The sequence below is a fragment of the Microbispora sp. NPDC049633 genome (assembly GCF_040675265.1).
GTDB lineage: Bacteria > Actinomycetota > Actinomycetes > Streptosporangiales > Streptosporangiaceae > Microbispora > Microbispora maris.
The window spans coordinates 1-14,694 of sequence record NZ_JBFAOO010000182.1; the positions used below are offsets into that span (position 1 = coordinate 1).

The following is a 14,694-nucleotide window of genomic DNA, read 5'->3' on the forward strand; positions in this document are numbered from 1 at the left end:
AACGCGCTGCAGGGGATCCGCGCGGCCAGGCGGGGCAGCACGCCGCCGCCCAGGTAGACCCCGCCCCGCGCGCCGAGGGTGAGCGCCACGCCGCCGGCGAAGCCGCCGAGCAGGGCGAGGAAGACCTCGACGGTCTCGGCGCAGAGCGGGTCGTCCGAGGAGGTGATCTGCGCCGCCGTGATCTGGGCGGCCGTCCGCGGTTCCGGTGCGACGCCGCGCGCGAGCGCGAGGCCGCGGTACAGCCGCGGCAGCCCGGTGCCCGACAGCAGGTGCTCGGCGTCCACGTACGGCAGGCCGTCCGCGCGCAGCGCCCGGACGATCTCCATCTCCAGGTCCGTGACGACGGGGATGGCGACGTGCCCGCCCTCGCCGGCCACCGGCTGCCAGCCCTCCCGCACGGGGACCAGGCCGGCCACTCCGAGCCCGGTGCCGGGTCCGAGCACGGCCTTCGTCAGGCCCGCCGCCGGCGGGGGCCCGCCGAGCGGCACGAGGTCGTCCCCCGCCAGGTGCGGCAGCGAGATCGCCAGTGCCTCGAAGTCGTTGAGCAGCACCGTGAGCGGAATGCCGAGCTCCGCCACGGATCCCGACCACCCCGCGTTCGTCAGCCGGTACCGGTCCTTGTCGACCGGCCCGGCGATCGCCAGGCACGCGGCCCCCGGCCGAACTCCGCCCGCATGGTCTGCGAGATAGGCGGCTACGGCATCGGCAAGGCCGAGATGCTGGGAAACGTCGAGTACGGCTACCGCCTCCGGCTGCCCTCCGGGCCGCGTCACCAAACCGAACCTGGCGTTGGTTCCGCCGATGTCCGCGACCAGCCAGGGAAGGCTCACGCGGCACCTCCGAAGACGCTCGCCCCGCGCTCGGCAGGGCCGACCACGCGACGGAAGGAGGCGAACAGCTCGCGGCCGGTGCCGGTCCACTGCTCGTCGGTCAGCGGCGCGCCCTGGGGCGTACGCCCTGTGAGGTCGGCGAGCACGGTGAGCGTCCCGGCGGCCGAGTCGAGGCGGATAACGTCGCCGTCGCGCACCAGCGCGATCGGCCCGCCGTCGGCGGCCTCGGGGGACAGGTGGATCGCCGCGGGGACCTTCCCCGAGGCGCCGGACATGCGGCCGTCGGTGACGATGGCCACCTTCTGGCCGCGGTCGAGCAGGACCGCCAGCGGCGGCGTGAGCTTGTGCAGCTCGGGCATGCCGTTGGCCCGGGGGCCCTGGTAGCGGACGACCGCCACGAAGTCCTGCCCGTCGAGCTCGCCCCGCTCGAACGCCGCGAGCAGGTCGAGCTGGTCGTCGAACACCTTGGCCGGGGCCTCGATCACCAGGTGCTGGGGCTTGACGGCGGAGACCTTGCTCACCGCCCGGCCCAGGTTGCCCGACAGCATGTGGATGCCGCCGTCGGGGGAGAACGGCTCTGCGACCGGCCGCAGGACCTCGGTGTCGGTGCCGGGCTCGGTCCGCTCCTCCCACACCAGCGCGCCCTCCTTGAGCGCGGGCGCGGACCGGTAGTGGCCGAGGCCGCGCCCGGCGACCGTGAGCACGTCCTCGTGGAGCAGCCCGGCGTCCAGCAGGTCGCCGATGAACACCGCCATGCCGCCCGCGGCCTGGAAGTGGTTCACGTCCGCCTGGCCGTTGGGGTACATGCGGGTGATCAGCGGCACGACCTTGGACAGGTCCGCCATGTCGTCCCAGGTCAGCTCGATGCCGGCGGCCGCCGCGACGGCGACCAGGTGCATCGTGTGGTTGGTGGAGCCTCCGGAGGCGAGCAGCGCGACGACCGCGTTGACGATCGCCTTCTCGTCCACGACCTCGGCGAGGGGCGTGTACTCCTCACCGTGCGGGGTGATCTCGACCGCCCGCCGCGCCGCCGCCCGGGTCAGCGCGTGCCGCAGCTCGGTGTGCGGGTTGACGAACGTGGCCCCGGGCAGGTGGAGGCCCATGACCTCCATGAGGAGCTGGTTGGAGTTGGCGGTGCCGTAGAACGTGCAGGTGCCGGGGGAGTGGTAGGACGCCGCCTCGGCGTCGAGCATCTCCAGGCGGCCGATCTTGCCCTCGGCGAAGGACTGCCGCGCCCTGGCCTTGACCTTGTTGGGCAGGCCCGAGGTCATCGGCCCGGCGGGCACGAACATCGCCGGTAGGTGCCCGAAGCGTAAGGCGCCGATGAGGAGCCCCGGAACGATCTTGTCGCAGACCCCGAGCAGCAGGGCCGCGTCGAACATGTCGTGCGACAGCGCGATCGCGGTCGCCATCGCGATCACGTCGCGGCTGTAGAGCGACAGCTCCATGCCCGCCCGGCCCTGGGTGACGCCGTCGCACATCGCGGGCACGCCGCCCGCCACCTGCGCCACGCCGCCCGCGTCGCGGACCGCCCGCTTCAGCTCCGGCGGGTAGGTCTCGTACGGCTGGTGCGCCGACAGCATGTCGTTGTACGACGTCACGATGGCGACGCCGGGCTTCGCCGTGCCGCGTAGGTCGAGCTTGTCCTCGGCGGGCGCGGCCGCGAAGCCGTGGGCCAGGTTGGCGCAGCCGAGCCGCCCCCGGGCCGGCCCCCGCTCACGCAGCTCGGCCCCGGCGCGGCGCACCCGCTCCAGGTAGGCCCCGCGGCTGTCGCGGCTGCGCGTCACCACGCGCTCGGTGACCTCGGTGATAACGGGGTGCGTCACGGAAGGTCCTCCTCCTGCCGGTGCCGCCGCGAGGCGGGGTCGAACGCGCCCCGGGGCGTCGTCCCGGGACGTGCGCCCTGCGGCACCTCCGGCCCCCGATTCGTTGATCGGGCACCAGGTGTCGTTCGGGCACGGATGGGACAGTATCGGGAAGTTATGCCAGTTATCAAGCCTAGTTTTGTAACTCGAAATGAATAAGTCGTTGAACTTAGGTGAGTTCCTGTGCTTCACTTACGCTCGATGTCACGTATAGCCACCACCGGCGAGGTCTTCCAGCTCATCCGGAGCGGGGAGGCGATGACGCGTGCCGACATCGGCCGTGTGACGGGCCTGTCCCGGCCGGCCGTCGCGCACCGCGTCGCCGACCTGCTCCAGCGCGGGCTGATCGTGGAGGACGCCGAAGGGCCGTCCACCGGGGGCCGCCCGCCCGTACGGCTGCGCTTCGCCGCCTCCGGGGGAGTCGTCCCGGTGGCCTCGCTCGGCGCCCGCCGCACCCAGATCGCGCTGTGCGACCTCGCGGGCGAGGTGCTGCACCGCACCGACCTGGACATCGACGTCGAGGAGGGGCCGGACGTCGTGCTGCCCCTGCTCATGGACACCTGGGAGAAGCTGCTCGACGGGCGGGACGACGTCGTCGGCATCGGGCTCGGCGTCCCGGCGACCGTGGAGTTCGCCGCCGGCCGGGTCGAGAGCGCCCGCGTGATGGCGAGCTGGACCGGCGTGGTGATCCCGCCGGTCATCGCCGAGCGGTTCCGCGTGCCGGTGCTCGTGGACAACGACGTGAACGTCATCGCGATGGGCGAGCACCGCGTCGTCTACGCCTCCGAACTCGACGACCTGCTGTTCGTGAAGGTCTCCACCCGCATCGGCGCGGGTGTGATCTCCGGCGGCGGCATCCTGCGCGGCGCGCTCGGCGCGGCCGGGGAGATCGGGCACATCCCGGTGCGGGACGGCGGGGGCGTGCTGTGCCGCTGCGGCAACCTCGACTGCGTCGACTCGGTCGCCAGTGGCACCGCGATCCTGCGCGACCTGCGGGCCAAGGGCCGCGACGTGACGTCGCTCGCCGACGTGACCGCCCTGGTCCGGGCCGGCGACGCGGAGACCATGGCCGTGGTGCGGCAGGCCGGCCGCTGGCTGGGCGAGGTCATCTCCGGCGCGGTCAACCTGCTCAACCCCGCGGTCGTGGTCCTCGGCGGCGACGTCGCCGAGATGTTCCAGCCGCTGGTGTCCGGCGTGCGCGAGGTCGTCTACCGGCGCTCCACCCAGCTCGCCACCCGCAGCCTGCGCATCGAGCGCGGCCGCCTCGGGCCCGGCGCGGGAATCACCGGCTGCGCCCTCATGGTCCTCGACCACGTCCTGTCGGCCCGGGCCGTGGACGCCGCCGCCCGCTGATCTCAGGAAGCCGGTCTCAGGAAGCCGGGGCGGCGATCGGCCGGGCCGGGCCCCATTCACGGTAAGTCGTCGTGAAGGACGAGGAGTCCGGTCCCCGCCCAGGCAGGGACGCCTTCCAGGCGAACACGAACCTGACCGGAAGGTCGTCCTGACCGAGCGTCAGAGTGTAGGAGATGCGGGACCTGCCCAGACCTCGCGCCGGGCTCAGCCAGCTGGCGAGGAACTCGCGCAGCGGGTAACCGGTGTCCGCGACCTGGACGCCGCCCGCGTACGTCCTGCCGTCCTTCCCGGAGCGGTAGACCCTCGGGCTGGCGCCCACAAGGGTCAGGATCGTGGCGATGGAGCCGACGAGGATGAACAGCGCGGCGCCCGCCGCCGCGCTGTCGTGCCGGCGGGCGGCATCCCCCTGCGGGTCGAGATCCGACGGCAGCTTCTCGCCGCTCGGAAGACGGACCTCGTCGGCGATGACGACGACACGTTTCCGCTCGCTTCCCGGATAGGTGACCCGCAAGTCGTAGGGGCCGGTTACGAGGTCGCGCAGCCCGCCCGTGAGATCACCGAGGACGGGTTCGCCCTGCACGATCCGGTAGGCGACGGCCGCGGGCGTGTCCCGGCCGAACGGCGGCGCTCCCGTGGCCGCGTACGTGATGGGGAGCCCCAGGCGAACACGTCCGCCGGAGGCCCGATCCGTTCGCCGCGGAAGTGCTCCGGCGCCATGTACGGCGGGGTGCCGGCAGCGGGACCGGTGGTGGTCGAGGCGTCGACCAGCCGGGCGATGCCGAAGTCGATGACGCGCGGCCCGTCGGGGCCGGCCAGCACGTTGCTCTCGATCACCTGCTGCAAGCGACGGACCGTCGACGAACTCGCTCACGATGTAGGGCGGGCCGGCGTCCAGCCTGGCGTCGAGGATGCGCGCCGTGCAGAACTCCGCCACCTGGCGTGCCGCGGCCGGCTCCCTGGCGAAGGACGTGGGAATGCCCATGGACGGCCGCGTCCGTACGACCTTCACCGCCACCTTCTCCCCGTCCGGCGTCTCGCCGAGATACACCACGCCCTGGCCGCCTTCTCCCAGGCGGCCCACGAGGCGGTAGTCACCCAGCCGTTCGGGGTCTTCGGCACGTAACGGACTTCCGGCCATGCAGCCCCTCATCCATAGCGATCATGGCTCCGCGGGCCAGCGTAGCGAAAGCACCGGCCCCGTCCAGGTGTTGCGACGGGACGCTCGACAAGCCGACCGGAGCGGGAAATGTCCGACGGGGGCACTAGGCTCTGTGACGATCTTCCATGGCCCCCCAGGAGTCCTTCGTGCGTGAACGTGTCCGCCGCCTGATCGAGTCGCGGCGGTTCCAGCAGGCGATCACCGTGGTGATCCTCTTCAACGCGGCCACGCTCGGCGTCGAGACCTCCGCCGAGGCGGTCGCCAGGTACGGCACGGAACTGCACGTCGCCGACCACGTCGCGCTGTACGTCTTCGTGGCGGAGATCCTGGCCAAGATCTACGTCTACCGGTGGCGCTTCCTCCGTGACCCCTGGAACGTCTTCGACCTGCTGATCATCGGCTTCTCCTTCCTCCCCACCGCGGGCGGCCTGTCGGTGCTGCGGGCCCTGCGCGTCCTGCGGGCGCTGCGGCTGATCTCGGTGGTGCCGTCGCTGCGCCGGGTGGTCTCCGCGCTGCTCACCGCCGTCCCCGGGATGACCTCGATCGTCGTCCTGCTCGGCCTCGTCCTGTACGTCGCCGCCGTCATGGGCACCAAGCTGTACGGCGCCGCCGCGCCCGAGTACTTCGGCGACCTGCCCACCTCGCTGTACACCCTGTTCCAGGTGATGACGGGGGACGGCTGGTCGGAGATCAACCGCGAGTTGATGCAGACTCACCCCTCGTCGTGGCTCTACTTCGTGGTGTTCGTGCTGGTCTGCACGTTCGTCGTGCTGAACCTCTTCATCGCGGTCGTGGTGAGCGCCATGGAGGAGGAGGCCAGGGACGACCGCTCGACGCTCGCCGAGCTGTCGGCCCTGCGCGAGGAGATCAGGGGCCTGCGCGAGAGCCTGGGCGAACGGGTGCCCAGCTCGTGATGGACGCCCCGCGCACCCCGCGCCCTCGGCTTCCGACGGACGCCGAGATCCGGGCGCTGCACGCGGAACACGCGCCCACGGAGGAGGCGTTCGAGCTCGTCCACACCCACTGCGAGATCGTCTGCGCGATCGCCCTGGACCTGGCGGACCGCGCCGGCCTCGACGTCGACGCCGAGCTGGTGAGGGCCGGGAGCCTCCTGCACGACATCGGGGTCTACCTGCTCTACGACGACGACGGACGGCTCGACCACGCGGGCTACGTACGCCACGGGGTCCTCGGCCACGAACTGCTCCGCGCGGAGGGCCTGCCCGAGATCCTGTGCCGGTTCTGCTCCCATCACACGGGGGTGGGCATCAGCCGGGCGGACGTGCTGCGGCAGGGCCTGCCGCTGCCTCCCGCCGACTACCTCGCGGAGTCGGCCGAGGAGCGGCTCGTGATGTTCGCCGACAAGTTCCACAGCAAGACCGAGCCGCCGAGGTTCGTCAGCGCCGGCGCCTACGCGGCTCACGTCCGCCGGTACGGCGAGGACAAGGCCGAACGGTTCGCGGCGATGTGCGCGGCGTTCGGGGTCCCCGACCTCCAGCCGCCGGCCGCCGCGTACGGGCACGAGATCGTGTGACCGGCGACCCCACATGAGCCGCGAGCGCTACGGCGTCAGCACGATCCTGCCGAAGACCTCGCCGGCGTCCATCTTCCGGTGCGCCAGCACGGCGTGCTCCAGTGGCAGCACCTCGTGCACCACCGTCCGCAGCTCGCCCCGGCCCGCGGCGGCGAACTGCTCGGTTCTCACCGCACGCCGAGCGGGCCCGGCCACGGTGTCGGCGCTGAAGGTGGCGAACGACGACGACTTGCGGAACGCCGCCATCATCGTCGCCCCGAAGTCCGCCGGAGGCGGGCCTCCCACCACGCCGACGACCACCATGCGGCCGTTCGGGTTGAGCCTGGTGAGGAAAGCGGGCATGCCGGCGCCGGCGACGACGTCGATGACGACGTCGTAACCCGCGGGAGCGTCCTCGTCTCCGTTCCCCGAGCGGTCCAGCACGTGGGTCGCGCCGAGCGTGCGAAGGCGATCCCCGCGCTCGGCCGACGACGTCGTGACCGCCACCGCGCCGGCGCCGCCACGAGCCGCGAGCTGGACCGCGGTGATCCCGATGCTGCCGGCCGCGCCGCGCACCAGCACCGACTCCCCAGGAGCGAAACGCGCATGGGCGAGCGCGAAATGGGCCACCACCCCCGAGCTGCCGAGCGTCACCGCGTCGACGGCGGACAGGCCCGGGGGGAGGGGAAGGACCTCCCCGGCCGGGGCGGTCGCCTGTTCGACGTAGCCGCCGCCCACGCCGGTGAACGCCCACACCCGCCGGCCGATCCATGACATGTCGACGCCGTCGCCGACGGCGGTCACGGTGCCCGCCACCTCGCCGCCGGGGACATGGCCTTCGGCGAAGCCGTGGGCGGCCAGGGCCCCGCGCCGGATCACGGCGTCGACGCCGCCCACGCCGATCGCCTCGGTGGCGATCAACACCTGTCCGGCGGCGGGAGCCGGGTCGGGGATGTCGATGACTTCCATGCCTTCGGGACTGCCGAACGCCTGGATCGCGACTGCCTTCACTGTCGTCTCCGCATTCTGGGGTCGGGCGGGGGACTGGCCCGGACGCTAACGGCCGCCGCGGTGCGCTTGGCTAAAGTGAGAGCGGTGGGTGACCGTTTGCCTCACATCCTGCGTGCCGACGCCCTGGACAACCGGGAGCGCATCCTCGGCGCGGCCCGCGCGCTGTTCGCCGCCGAAGGCCTGAACGCTTCCATGAGGGAGATCGCGCGGCGGGCCGGAGTCGGCCCTGCCACCCTCTACCGTCGTTTCCCGACCAAGCAGGCGCTGGTCGCCGCAGCCTTCGCCGACGAGACGCGCGCGTGCCACGCCATCGTCGAGGAGGGATGTGCCGACCCGGATCCGTGGCGCGGCCTCTGCCTCGTCATCGAGAGGATCTGTGAGCTGCACGCCCGCAACCGAGGCTTCACCGGCGCCTTCATGGCGGCCTTCCCCGACGCGACGGACGTCGCCGCGAGCCGGCGGCACACGCTCGACTCGCTCGCCGAGCTCGCCCGCCGCGCGAAGGACACCGGCCACCTGCGCCCCGACTTCGTCCTGGACGACCTGATCCTCATGCTCATGGCCAACAGGGGCATCCCGGCCACCTCGACGGCCGCCCGGGTCACGGCTTCCCGGCGTTTCGCCGCGCTGGTGATCCAGGCGTTCCACGCCCACCGGACGGGGACCGCCTAGGTCCTCGTCAGCAGCCGGTCGAGCTGCTCGGCGAGCGGCGGGGCGCCGAGGCGGTTGTCGATCTCGTCGTACGGCACGGCGGGCGGCTCGTCCACGCGGATGGCACGCAGGTATTCGGCGAACCTGTCCAGCTTCTGCCCGTCCCTGGCGAGGCCCCGGCGCAGCAGCCGCTCACGCAGCGTTGGGCCGTCGGAGCGGATCCAGACCAGGCGCACCTCGGGGCCGCCGAGCGCCTCCACCCACGCCCGCCAGAGCGTCGCGTCGTGCACCTGGGAGGTGAACGGCCCGCCGAGCATCACCGGGCAGCCGTGGGAGCGGATCTCCCTGGCCGTCGCCGTCATGCCGGCGTACTCGTGCCGCTTGACGTGCTCGTCGTACCACGGCCCCTCGCGTTCGCCCGGCGGCCTGCCGTGCGCGGCGAGGGTGGCCTCGGCGAAGCCGCCGTACATCGTGTCCTTGTCGAGCAGGGCGGGCACGGGGTCGAGACGGGCCAGCAGCAGATCGCAGACGGTCGACTTGCCCGCGCCCGGCGGGCCGGACACCACCCAGACGGGAGCGCTCATCGCGGCGGCCCGTACGGCTCGATGGGCGGGTCGGAGTATGGCCCGCCGTCCGCCCCGCCGGCGTCCGGGCCGCCGACGCGCCGTCCGGCGTCCTCGGTCACCCGCAGGACGTACAGGTCCCTGTCCGGGTCGACCGGCACCAGGCCGTACGCGGTGTCGACCTCGTCCTCGGCGAGGTCGAGCCGCCGCATCGCGGCCTCCAGCGTCGCCGGCGCGGGAAGCCGCACGGTGATGAGCACCTCTGCCACCGGCCCCGCCTCCCACTGGTGGACGTCTCGACGCCGGGCGGCGCGGCCCGTCTCAGGCCGCTCTCGCGGCGCTGGTGCCGCCAGGCCGCCTTCGCGGCGCTGTGGCTCTCAGGCCGCCTTCGCGGCGCGGCGGCGCAGCGCGGCGATGATGCCGGCGGCGTCCACCACGCCGTACCCGTAGTCGTGGTCATACCCTACGGCACTGCGATCATCGGCCGTCCGGCGCAGCAGGGTCCGGAGCTGGGCGGGCGGCAGCACGGTGGCGGGCCAGCGGGAGCGCACGGCGGCGACCAGCCCGGCCGCGACGGGGCAGGCCGCCGAGGTGCCGGAGTCGGGCTCGCCGTCGCCGAGCGCGCCGGAGCCGGCGAAGTGCGTGTAGGCGCAGACGTCCGGCTTGCGCGCGGCCAGCCGCCCGGGGCCCTGCGAGGAGTAGCCCACCCGGGCCCCGGCGGTGTCGATCCCGCCGATCGACAGCGCGCGGGGATGGGAGTTGGCCCCGACGATGGGCCGGTCGGGGAAGGCGCACCTGCTGTCGCGGCACTGCGTTCCGCAGTTGCCCGCGGCGAACAGGATGTCCGCCCCCGCCTCGGCCAGGCTGCCGACGATCAGGTTGAACGGATGGGCGGGATTGTCGGAGTAGTTGCCGGGGTGGCCGGGCGGGAAGTCCCAGCGCGGGGAGAACGACCCCCAGCTGTTGGTGACCACCAGCGCCCGCGACTCGGCGGGCTGGGCGTCGAGGACCTCGCGCAGGTGGGCGTACGCCGCGATCGCGTCGGACAGCAGGCCGTCGAGCGTCGAGCCGCCCTGCCGCCGCGACAGCAGCACCGGCACGTCCACGAGCGACGCCTTGGGCGCGGCGATGAGCGCGTCGAAGGCGCACATCGTGCCGTGGTCGACCGGGAAGTCCCCCGGGGTCCCGGAGACGCTCGCGGGGTTCCAGCTCCGCTCGTGGTCGACCGTCACGTCGTGGCCGCGGGCGGCCTTGACGTACGCCGCGTTGATGCCCGTGTCGACGACGGCGAGGGGGACGCCGGAGCCGTCGAGCCCCTCGGACGTGAGGTCGGGCACGCGCAGCAGCCGTTCGACGTCGTGCCAGTCGCCGACGGCCGGGTCGCCCGCGCAGGTGAGCGTGGTCTCGATCGCCGGGTCGGCGTACACCGCGACGACGTCGCGGCGGGTCGCCGGCAGGAGGGCGATCCTGCTGGTCACCTCGTCGTCGGCGATCTCCCCGCGGACCACCACCGAGGCGTCCTGGGGCGCCATGGAGAAGATCAGCGGCTGGTTGAGCGACAGCGGGTCCCCGCCGGTGGAGGCGGGCATCGGGCGGGGCACGGCCACGGGCGCGTACGACTGGTCGAGGACGACCCCGGGCAGGCCGCCGGCCACGTCGGACGCCATCGACGGAACCGACGGGTCGGCGACCGCGGCGACCAGGTCGGGGGAGGGACGCAACTGGATGAGTACACGCACGACGAGCCCACTCCGTTACTCGGCGGATGGTGACTGGACGGATACGTTACGTGACAACCTTGCTGCATGCGGCGGGCCGCGTCCACGCCTTCACGGAAAACCGTCCGGTGTCGCCCATGGCGTGGGACCTGGGGATCGGCGTGGAGGTCGTCGAGCGTGACCTCGCCGTCAAGGCCGGGATCGTTCACCCGGCCGCGCGCACAGCTCGGCCGGTGAGCACGCGCTGATGCCCGAACTGGACGTCGTCCTGGAGCGTTGTTACCTTGCGCGCATGTCAGATCCAGGACATGTGGCCTGGCCGCCCGAGCCGATCCGGACCGAGCGGCTCGTGCTCCGTGAGCCCGAGGCGCGGGACCGCGCGACGTTCATCGAACTGCTCGCCTCGGCAGAGGTGCACACCTACTTGGGCGGTCCCCGCTCGCGTGACGAGCTCGAGCGTGAGATGCCCGAGGTGCCCGAGCGGTGGCCCGGGAGTTTCGTCGTCGAGCTCGACGGCGCGATGATCGGCCAGATCCTGCTCAGGAGAGCGGCCGGGCACCGTCGCCCGGCTGCCGCGGGGAAGGCCGATCTCGGTTACCTGTTCCTGCCGAAGGCCTGGGGGCGAGGGTACGCCGCCGAGGCGTGCGCGGCGGCACTCGACTGGTTCGACGGCGCCTTCCCCGGCGAGCCGGTGGTGCTCACCACCCAGAGCGCCAACGACGGCTCGATGCGCCTCGCGGCGAAGCTGGGGTTCACCGAGGTCGAGCGGTTCCAGGCCTGGGACGCCGAGCAGTGGCTCGGCCTGCGGCCCCCGGCCACGTGACGAACTACGCGCGACGAGGACGTGCCGGCCGCGGCCTCCTTCGTCGAGAAGCCGCGGCCGGCATTGTCCGCTCAGCCTCGACCGTCCCGCGGAGCCCTTGACCGGCACGCCATCCCGAGCGAAAGCAGGTCTGGCTCAGAAGCCGCACAGCTCCGACAGGCTCTTGGCCGGTTTGTCGTTGGGAGTGGGGGTGGCGCGAGGGTTCGCCCCGGCGACGACCGGCGTGCGCGAGGCCGACGGGCTCGGCGAGGCGGACGGCGACGAGGACGGCGACACGGACCCCGCGGTCGAACCGGAGGGCGACGCGGACGCCCCCGACCCCGTGGAGGTCATGGGAGACGCGGTGGCCGCGACGGCGCCCCGGTCGGTCATCGACTCGCGGATCGCCTCGAGCGTCAGCTTCCTGATCTTGGCCCAGTCCGGGTTGCCGGTGTAGATGAGCGGCGGCACGAACTGGAGGCTGGTGATCTTGGCGTTCCTGACCTTCATGCCGAGGGGGACGAGATGCTCGAGCAGGTCGCGGGGGATGTCGGTGCGGAACATGTGCCGGGCCGCGGTGGCGATCCTGTTGAAGTTCGCGAGCACCGTGGCCGGGGTCACCTGCTGGGCGAGCGCGCCGATGACGCAGCGCTGCCGGGACATGCGGGAGAAGTCGTCGCTGTCGACCCGGGAGCGGCCGTACCAGAGCACCTCCTCGCCGTTCAGCGTGCGGTAACCGGCCTTGATGGTGCCGGCGGTGCCGAACTTGCCACCCCACTTGACGTCCTGCTCGACCCGGATCTTGAGCCCGCCGACCGCGTCGATCAGGGCCGCGAAGCCGTACATGTCGACCATCGCGTAGTAGTCGATGTGCAGGCCCAGGGTGTAGCCGATGGCGTCCTTCAGCGCCTGCGCGCCCCGGTTCTTGCCCCCCATGACCTGGGGGTTGTTGTCGGCGTAGTACCACACGGAGTTGAGCAGGCCCTGGCCCTCGTCGTTGAAGCCGTTGGGGAACACCTTGCGCAGGGGGCTGCTCGGGGGGAAGCGGACGTACTGGAGGTTGCGCGGCAGGCTGAACAGGACCGTGTTGCCGGTGGCGACGTTCACGCTGGCCACGGTCATCGAGTCGGTCCGCACCCCGACCCGGTTGCCCGCGGCGTCGCCGCCGACGAGCAGGAAGTTCACCCGCTTGCGGCCGTTCCACGGGTCCTCGGCGCGTACGGGGGCGGGAGTCGAGCCGTCGTTCACCGGAGCCAGGACGTCGTCGAGTAACTGGTTGGCCGTCCTGATCGTGTTCGCGGTGAAGGCGAACGGCGCCATCACGGCCACGCACAGCACGCCCGCGACGATGCCGGACACCACCTGCCCGGTCTGGGGCAGGCGCTGCGGGCGCAGGGCGACGAAGGACAGCAGCACGAGCGTGAACCACGCGAGCGCGCACACGGCCGCGCCGACCATGACGGCGGTCAGCGTGCTGCCGCGCAGCGCGACTCCCGCGTTGTCCTTCAGGTGCAGGGCCAGGACCACCAGGGCGACCAGTACGACGCCGAACGTCGCCAGCAGAGCGATCCCGGTACGGCGGTTGCCCGCCCGAAGGTGGGCCGCCCCGGGGAGGACGGCCGACAGCGCCGTCCAGCCGATCAGGGAGGCGGTGGTCAGCGGGGGAGTGAAACGCGGCGCCCCGCCGCGCGCGGCGGCCGCGCGCGCCGAGCCCGTGGGCTCCCCGTCGCTCCCGGTCCCGCCACGCTGATCCGTGCCGTCACCGGGCCGGCTCGCCTCCGCGCCGGGCTGACCCGCGTTCCCGCCGGTCCGACCCGCTGCTCCACTGGGCTGACCCGTGTTCGGGCCGCGCTGAGCCGCGTCTCCGCCGTGCCCGGCCGCGTCTCCACTGGGCTGACCTGTTCCACTGGGCTGACCTGGGTTTCCACCCGGCTGACTCGGATTCACGCGGGGTTGACCTGTGTCTCCGCCGGGCTTGTCTGCGTCTCCGCCGGGCTGACCCGTGTTACCGCTGGGCTGACCTGGGTCTCCGCCGGGCTGACCTGTGTTTCCGCCCGGCTGACTTGGGCGCCGACCTTTCCGGGGACCCCCGGTGTCGTCAGCGGGACCCCCGCCTCGCATGGTTCACCGCTCTCTCCTCCGAAGCCGTGGCAGGGATTCTAACCCCCATACCCGGACAAGGTAGACGTAGATCACCGCGCCGATGATCACGACACGGACGCGGACCCGACGACCCAGGTGTTGCACTGGTAGGTCATCGGGCGGGTGTACCCCTGGCGGAACCACGCGGCGTTGCTGCGCGTGTTCCCGTGGTCGCGCGGCCCTCCCGGCGGGTCGCCCAGGTGGCTGTACGCCCATAGAAGCGTGTTGCGCCGGGTGGTGTCGATCGGATACGACGCGGCGACCGATCGCATGAACATGCCGCCGAAACACGTCGCCTGCAGTTCGTGCCGTCGGCTCAGGGCCAGCCGGCCGCTGCGCGAGGTGGAGTCGAGCGTCTGCCGCCACCAGGAGTCGGAGATGCCCGAGATGCTCTGGATGTGGTGGCCGTACTCATGGGCCATCATGCTGATGATGATCCCGTTCCACGATCCGAGCGGGCCGTACTCCCTCGCCATCGCCGAGGTGGACGCGTAGATCGTGCTGTTGCTCGGGCAGTAGTACGGGACGTTGCTGCCGGGGGAGGGGTAGTCGCCGCAGGCGCCCCTGCCCTTGCGGGCCGCGATCATGTACTTCGGCGGGCTCCACGCGATCCCGGCCCGCTGCAGCGCCGGCGCCCACGCCTTGCCCATGCACGCGCCGGTTTTGAGGATCAGCGCCTTGAACTGGGCGTGGTTGTAGATGCTGGCGTTCCCGGCCCGGCAGTTGGTCTTCGCCGGCGACCCGGCCCGGTAGAGGCTGTTGTTCTTCGTCGTGCGGTTGAGCACGGGGGTCGGCCGCGCAGTCGGCTGCGTCGAGGGCCGCGTCGTGGGCTTGCGGGTCGGTTCCGTGTCCGCGGTGTCCCGGTGCGACGGGAACGGCGAGAAGGTGAGGGTCGGAAGCGCGACGGGCGAGACCGTCTCCTCGCGGTCCGACAGGTTCGCCAGCGCGCCCACGACCACGACGAGCACGAAGACGACCGCGAGCACGCCTATCAGCGCGCCGACGACCGCCCCCGCACCGGACCTGCGGCGGGGCGGGCGCCAGGCGGCGGGTGGCGGAAAGGGCGCGGCCGGCCCGCGCGGGGGAG

The 14,694-nt window shown here is 72.5% G+C and carries 17 protein-coding genes; 7 read left to right on the forward strand and 10 right to left on the reverse strand.

The window, feature by feature from the left end; all coding sequences use genetic code 11:
• A partial coding sequence (locus AB0J39_RS31660; RefSeq protein ID WP_363471480.1) for a glucokinase occupies positions 1-830 on the reverse strand: 830 nt, incomplete at its 3' end.
• Positions 827-2,656: a phosphogluconate dehydratase gene (gene edd, locus AB0J39_RS31665; RefSeq protein WP_363471482.1), complete on the reverse strand. Its 1,830-nt coding sequence runs from the start codon at positions 2,654-2,656 to the stop codon at positions 827-829. The genes AB0J39_RS31660 and edd, both read right to left, overlap by 4 nt.
• 240 nt (positions 2,657-2,896) lie before the next feature.
• On the opposite strand from edd, the gene AB0J39_RS31670 reads away from it, so the two are divergent.
• Positions 2,897-4,048: an ROK family protein gene (locus tag AB0J39_RS31670; protein ID WP_363471483.1), complete on the forward strand. Its 1,152-nt coding sequence runs from the start codon at positions 2,897-2,899 to the stop codon at positions 4,046-4,048.
• A 16-nt stretch (positions 4,049-4,064) separates the two neighbouring features.
• Here the strand turns inward: AB0J39_RS31670 and AB0J39_RS31675 are convergent, their stop codons facing one another.
• Both AB0J39_RS31675 and AB0J39_RS31680 read right to left on the reverse strand, forming a co-directional pair.
• Positions 4,065-4,628 (reverse strand): hypothetical protein, encoded by a 564-nt coding sequence (locus tag AB0J39_RS31675; RefSeq protein WP_363471485.1) that lies wholly within the window; start codon positions 4,626-4,628, stop codon positions 4,065-4,067.
• Positions 4,574-4,882, reverse strand: a complete 309-nt coding sequence (locus AB0J39_RS31680) for a hypothetical protein (protein WP_363471511.1) — start codon at positions 4,880-4,882, stop codon at positions 4,574-4,576. Before AB0J39_RS31680 ends, AB0J39_RS31675 begins: the two co-directional genes overlap by 55 nt.
• 83 nt (positions 4,883-4,965) lie before the next feature.
• Here AB0J39_RS31680 and AB0J39_RS31685 point away from each other — a divergent pair, with 83 nt between their 5' ends.
• The 3 genes from AB0J39_RS31685 (at position 4,966) to AB0J39_RS31695 (ending at position 6,741) form a co-directional block, all read left to right on the forward strand.
• The gene (locus AB0J39_RS31685; RefSeq protein WP_363471487.1) at positions 4,966-5,139 is read left to right on the forward strand and encodes a hypothetical protein; all 174 of its coding nucleotides are present in this window, start codon (positions 4,966-4,968) and stop codon (positions 5,137-5,139) included.
• Between the two features lie 214 nt (positions 5,140-5,353).
• The gene (locus AB0J39_RS31690; protein ID WP_363471489.1) at positions 5,354-6,121 is read left to right on the forward strand and encodes an ion transporter; all 768 of its coding nucleotides are present in this window, start codon (positions 5,354-5,356) and stop codon (positions 6,119-6,121) included.
• Positions 6,121-6,741: an HD domain-containing protein gene (locus AB0J39_RS31695; protein WP_363471491.1), complete on the forward strand. Its 621-nt coding sequence runs from the start codon at positions 6,121-6,123 to the stop codon at positions 6,739-6,741. The genes AB0J39_RS31690 and AB0J39_RS31695 overlap by 1 nt, the downstream gene beginning before the upstream one ends.
• Positions 6,742-6,768: 27 nt before the next feature.
• On the opposite strand, the gene AB0J39_RS31700 is transcribed toward AB0J39_RS31695, so the two are convergent.
• A complete protein-coding gene (locus AB0J39_RS31700) occupies positions 6,769-7,731 on the reverse strand; it encodes a zinc-binding dehydrogenase (RefSeq protein ID WP_363471493.1) in 963 nt (320 codons plus the stop codon).
• Positions 7,732-7,815: 84 nt separating this feature from the next.
• Here AB0J39_RS31700 and AB0J39_RS31705 point away from each other — a divergent pair, with 84 nt between their 5' ends.
• Positions 7,816-8,403: a helix-turn-helix domain-containing protein gene (locus AB0J39_RS31705; RefSeq protein ID WP_363471495.1), complete on the forward strand. Its 588-nt coding sequence runs from the start codon at positions 7,816-7,818 to the stop codon at positions 8,401-8,403.
• On the opposite strand, the gene AB0J39_RS31710 is transcribed toward AB0J39_RS31705, so the two are convergent.
• From AB0J39_RS31710 to AB0J39_RS31720, 3 genes are all read right to left on the reverse strand, one after another.
• On the reverse strand, positions 8,400-8,966 hold the full coding sequence (locus tag AB0J39_RS31710; protein WP_363471497.1) for an AAA family ATPase: 567 nt from the start codon (positions 8,964-8,966) through the stop codon (positions 8,400-8,402). The two genes, AB0J39_RS31705 and AB0J39_RS31710, sit on opposite strands and share 4 nt — an antisense overlap.
• Complete coding sequence (locus AB0J39_RS31715) at positions 8,963-9,214, reverse strand: hypothetical protein (RefSeq protein WP_363471499.1); 252 nt, start codon at positions 9,212-9,214, stop codon at positions 8,963-8,965. Before AB0J39_RS31715 ends, AB0J39_RS31710 begins: the two co-directional genes overlap by 4 nt.
• 108 nt (positions 9,215-9,322) lie before the next feature.
• Complete coding sequence (locus AB0J39_RS31720) at positions 9,323-10,684, reverse strand: S8 family serine peptidase (RefSeq protein WP_363471501.1); 1,362 nt, start codon at positions 10,682-10,684, stop codon at positions 9,323-9,325.
• Positions 10,685-10,734: 50 nt separating this feature from the next.
• Between AB0J39_RS31720 and AB0J39_RS31725 the strand changes: the two genes are divergently transcribed.
• Positions 10,735-10,911: a hypothetical protein gene (locus AB0J39_RS31725; RefSeq protein WP_363471503.1), complete on the forward strand. Its 177-nt coding sequence runs from the start codon at positions 10,735-10,737 to the stop codon at positions 10,909-10,911.
• A 44-nt stretch (positions 10,912-10,955) separates the two neighbouring features.
• A complete protein-coding gene (locus tag AB0J39_RS31730) occupies positions 10,956-11,486 on the forward strand; it encodes a GNAT family N-acetyltransferase (protein ID WP_363471505.1) in 531 nt (176 codons plus the stop codon).
• Between the two features lie 135 nt (positions 11,487-11,621).
• Here the strand turns inward: AB0J39_RS31730 and AB0J39_RS31735 are convergent, their stop codons facing one another.
• Both AB0J39_RS31735 and AB0J39_RS31740 read right to left on the reverse strand, forming a co-directional pair.
• On the reverse strand, positions 11,622-13,412 hold the full coding sequence (locus AB0J39_RS31735) for an LCP family protein (protein WP_363471507.1): 1,791 nt from the start codon (positions 13,410-13,412) through the stop codon (positions 11,622-11,624).
• Positions 13,413-13,672: 260 nt separating this feature from the next.
• Positions 13,673-14,694, reverse strand: a 1,022-nt coding sequence (locus AB0J39_RS31740) for a neutral zinc metallopeptidase (protein WP_363471509.1), incomplete at its 5' end; no start/stop codon positions are given.

Excerpts from the sequence above, each read along its gene's own strand:
- AB0J39_RS31670 (WP_363471483.1), top strand. The coding sequence starts at position 2,897 with ATGTCACGTATAGCCACCACCGGCGAGGTCTTCCAGCTCATCCGGAGC.
- AB0J39_RS31710 (WP_363471497.1), bottom strand. The coding sequence starts at position 8,966 with ATGAGCGCTCCCGTCTGGGTGGTGTCCGGCCCGCCGGGCGCGGGCAAG.
- AB0J39_RS31695 (WP_363471491.1), top strand. The coding sequence starts at position 6,121 with ATGGACGCCCCGCGCACCCCGCGCCCTCGGCTTCCGACGGACGCCGAG.
- AB0J39_RS31730 (WP_363471505.1), top strand. The coding sequence starts at position 10,956 with ATGTCAGATCCAGGACATGTGGCCTGGCCGCCCGAGCCGATCCGGACC.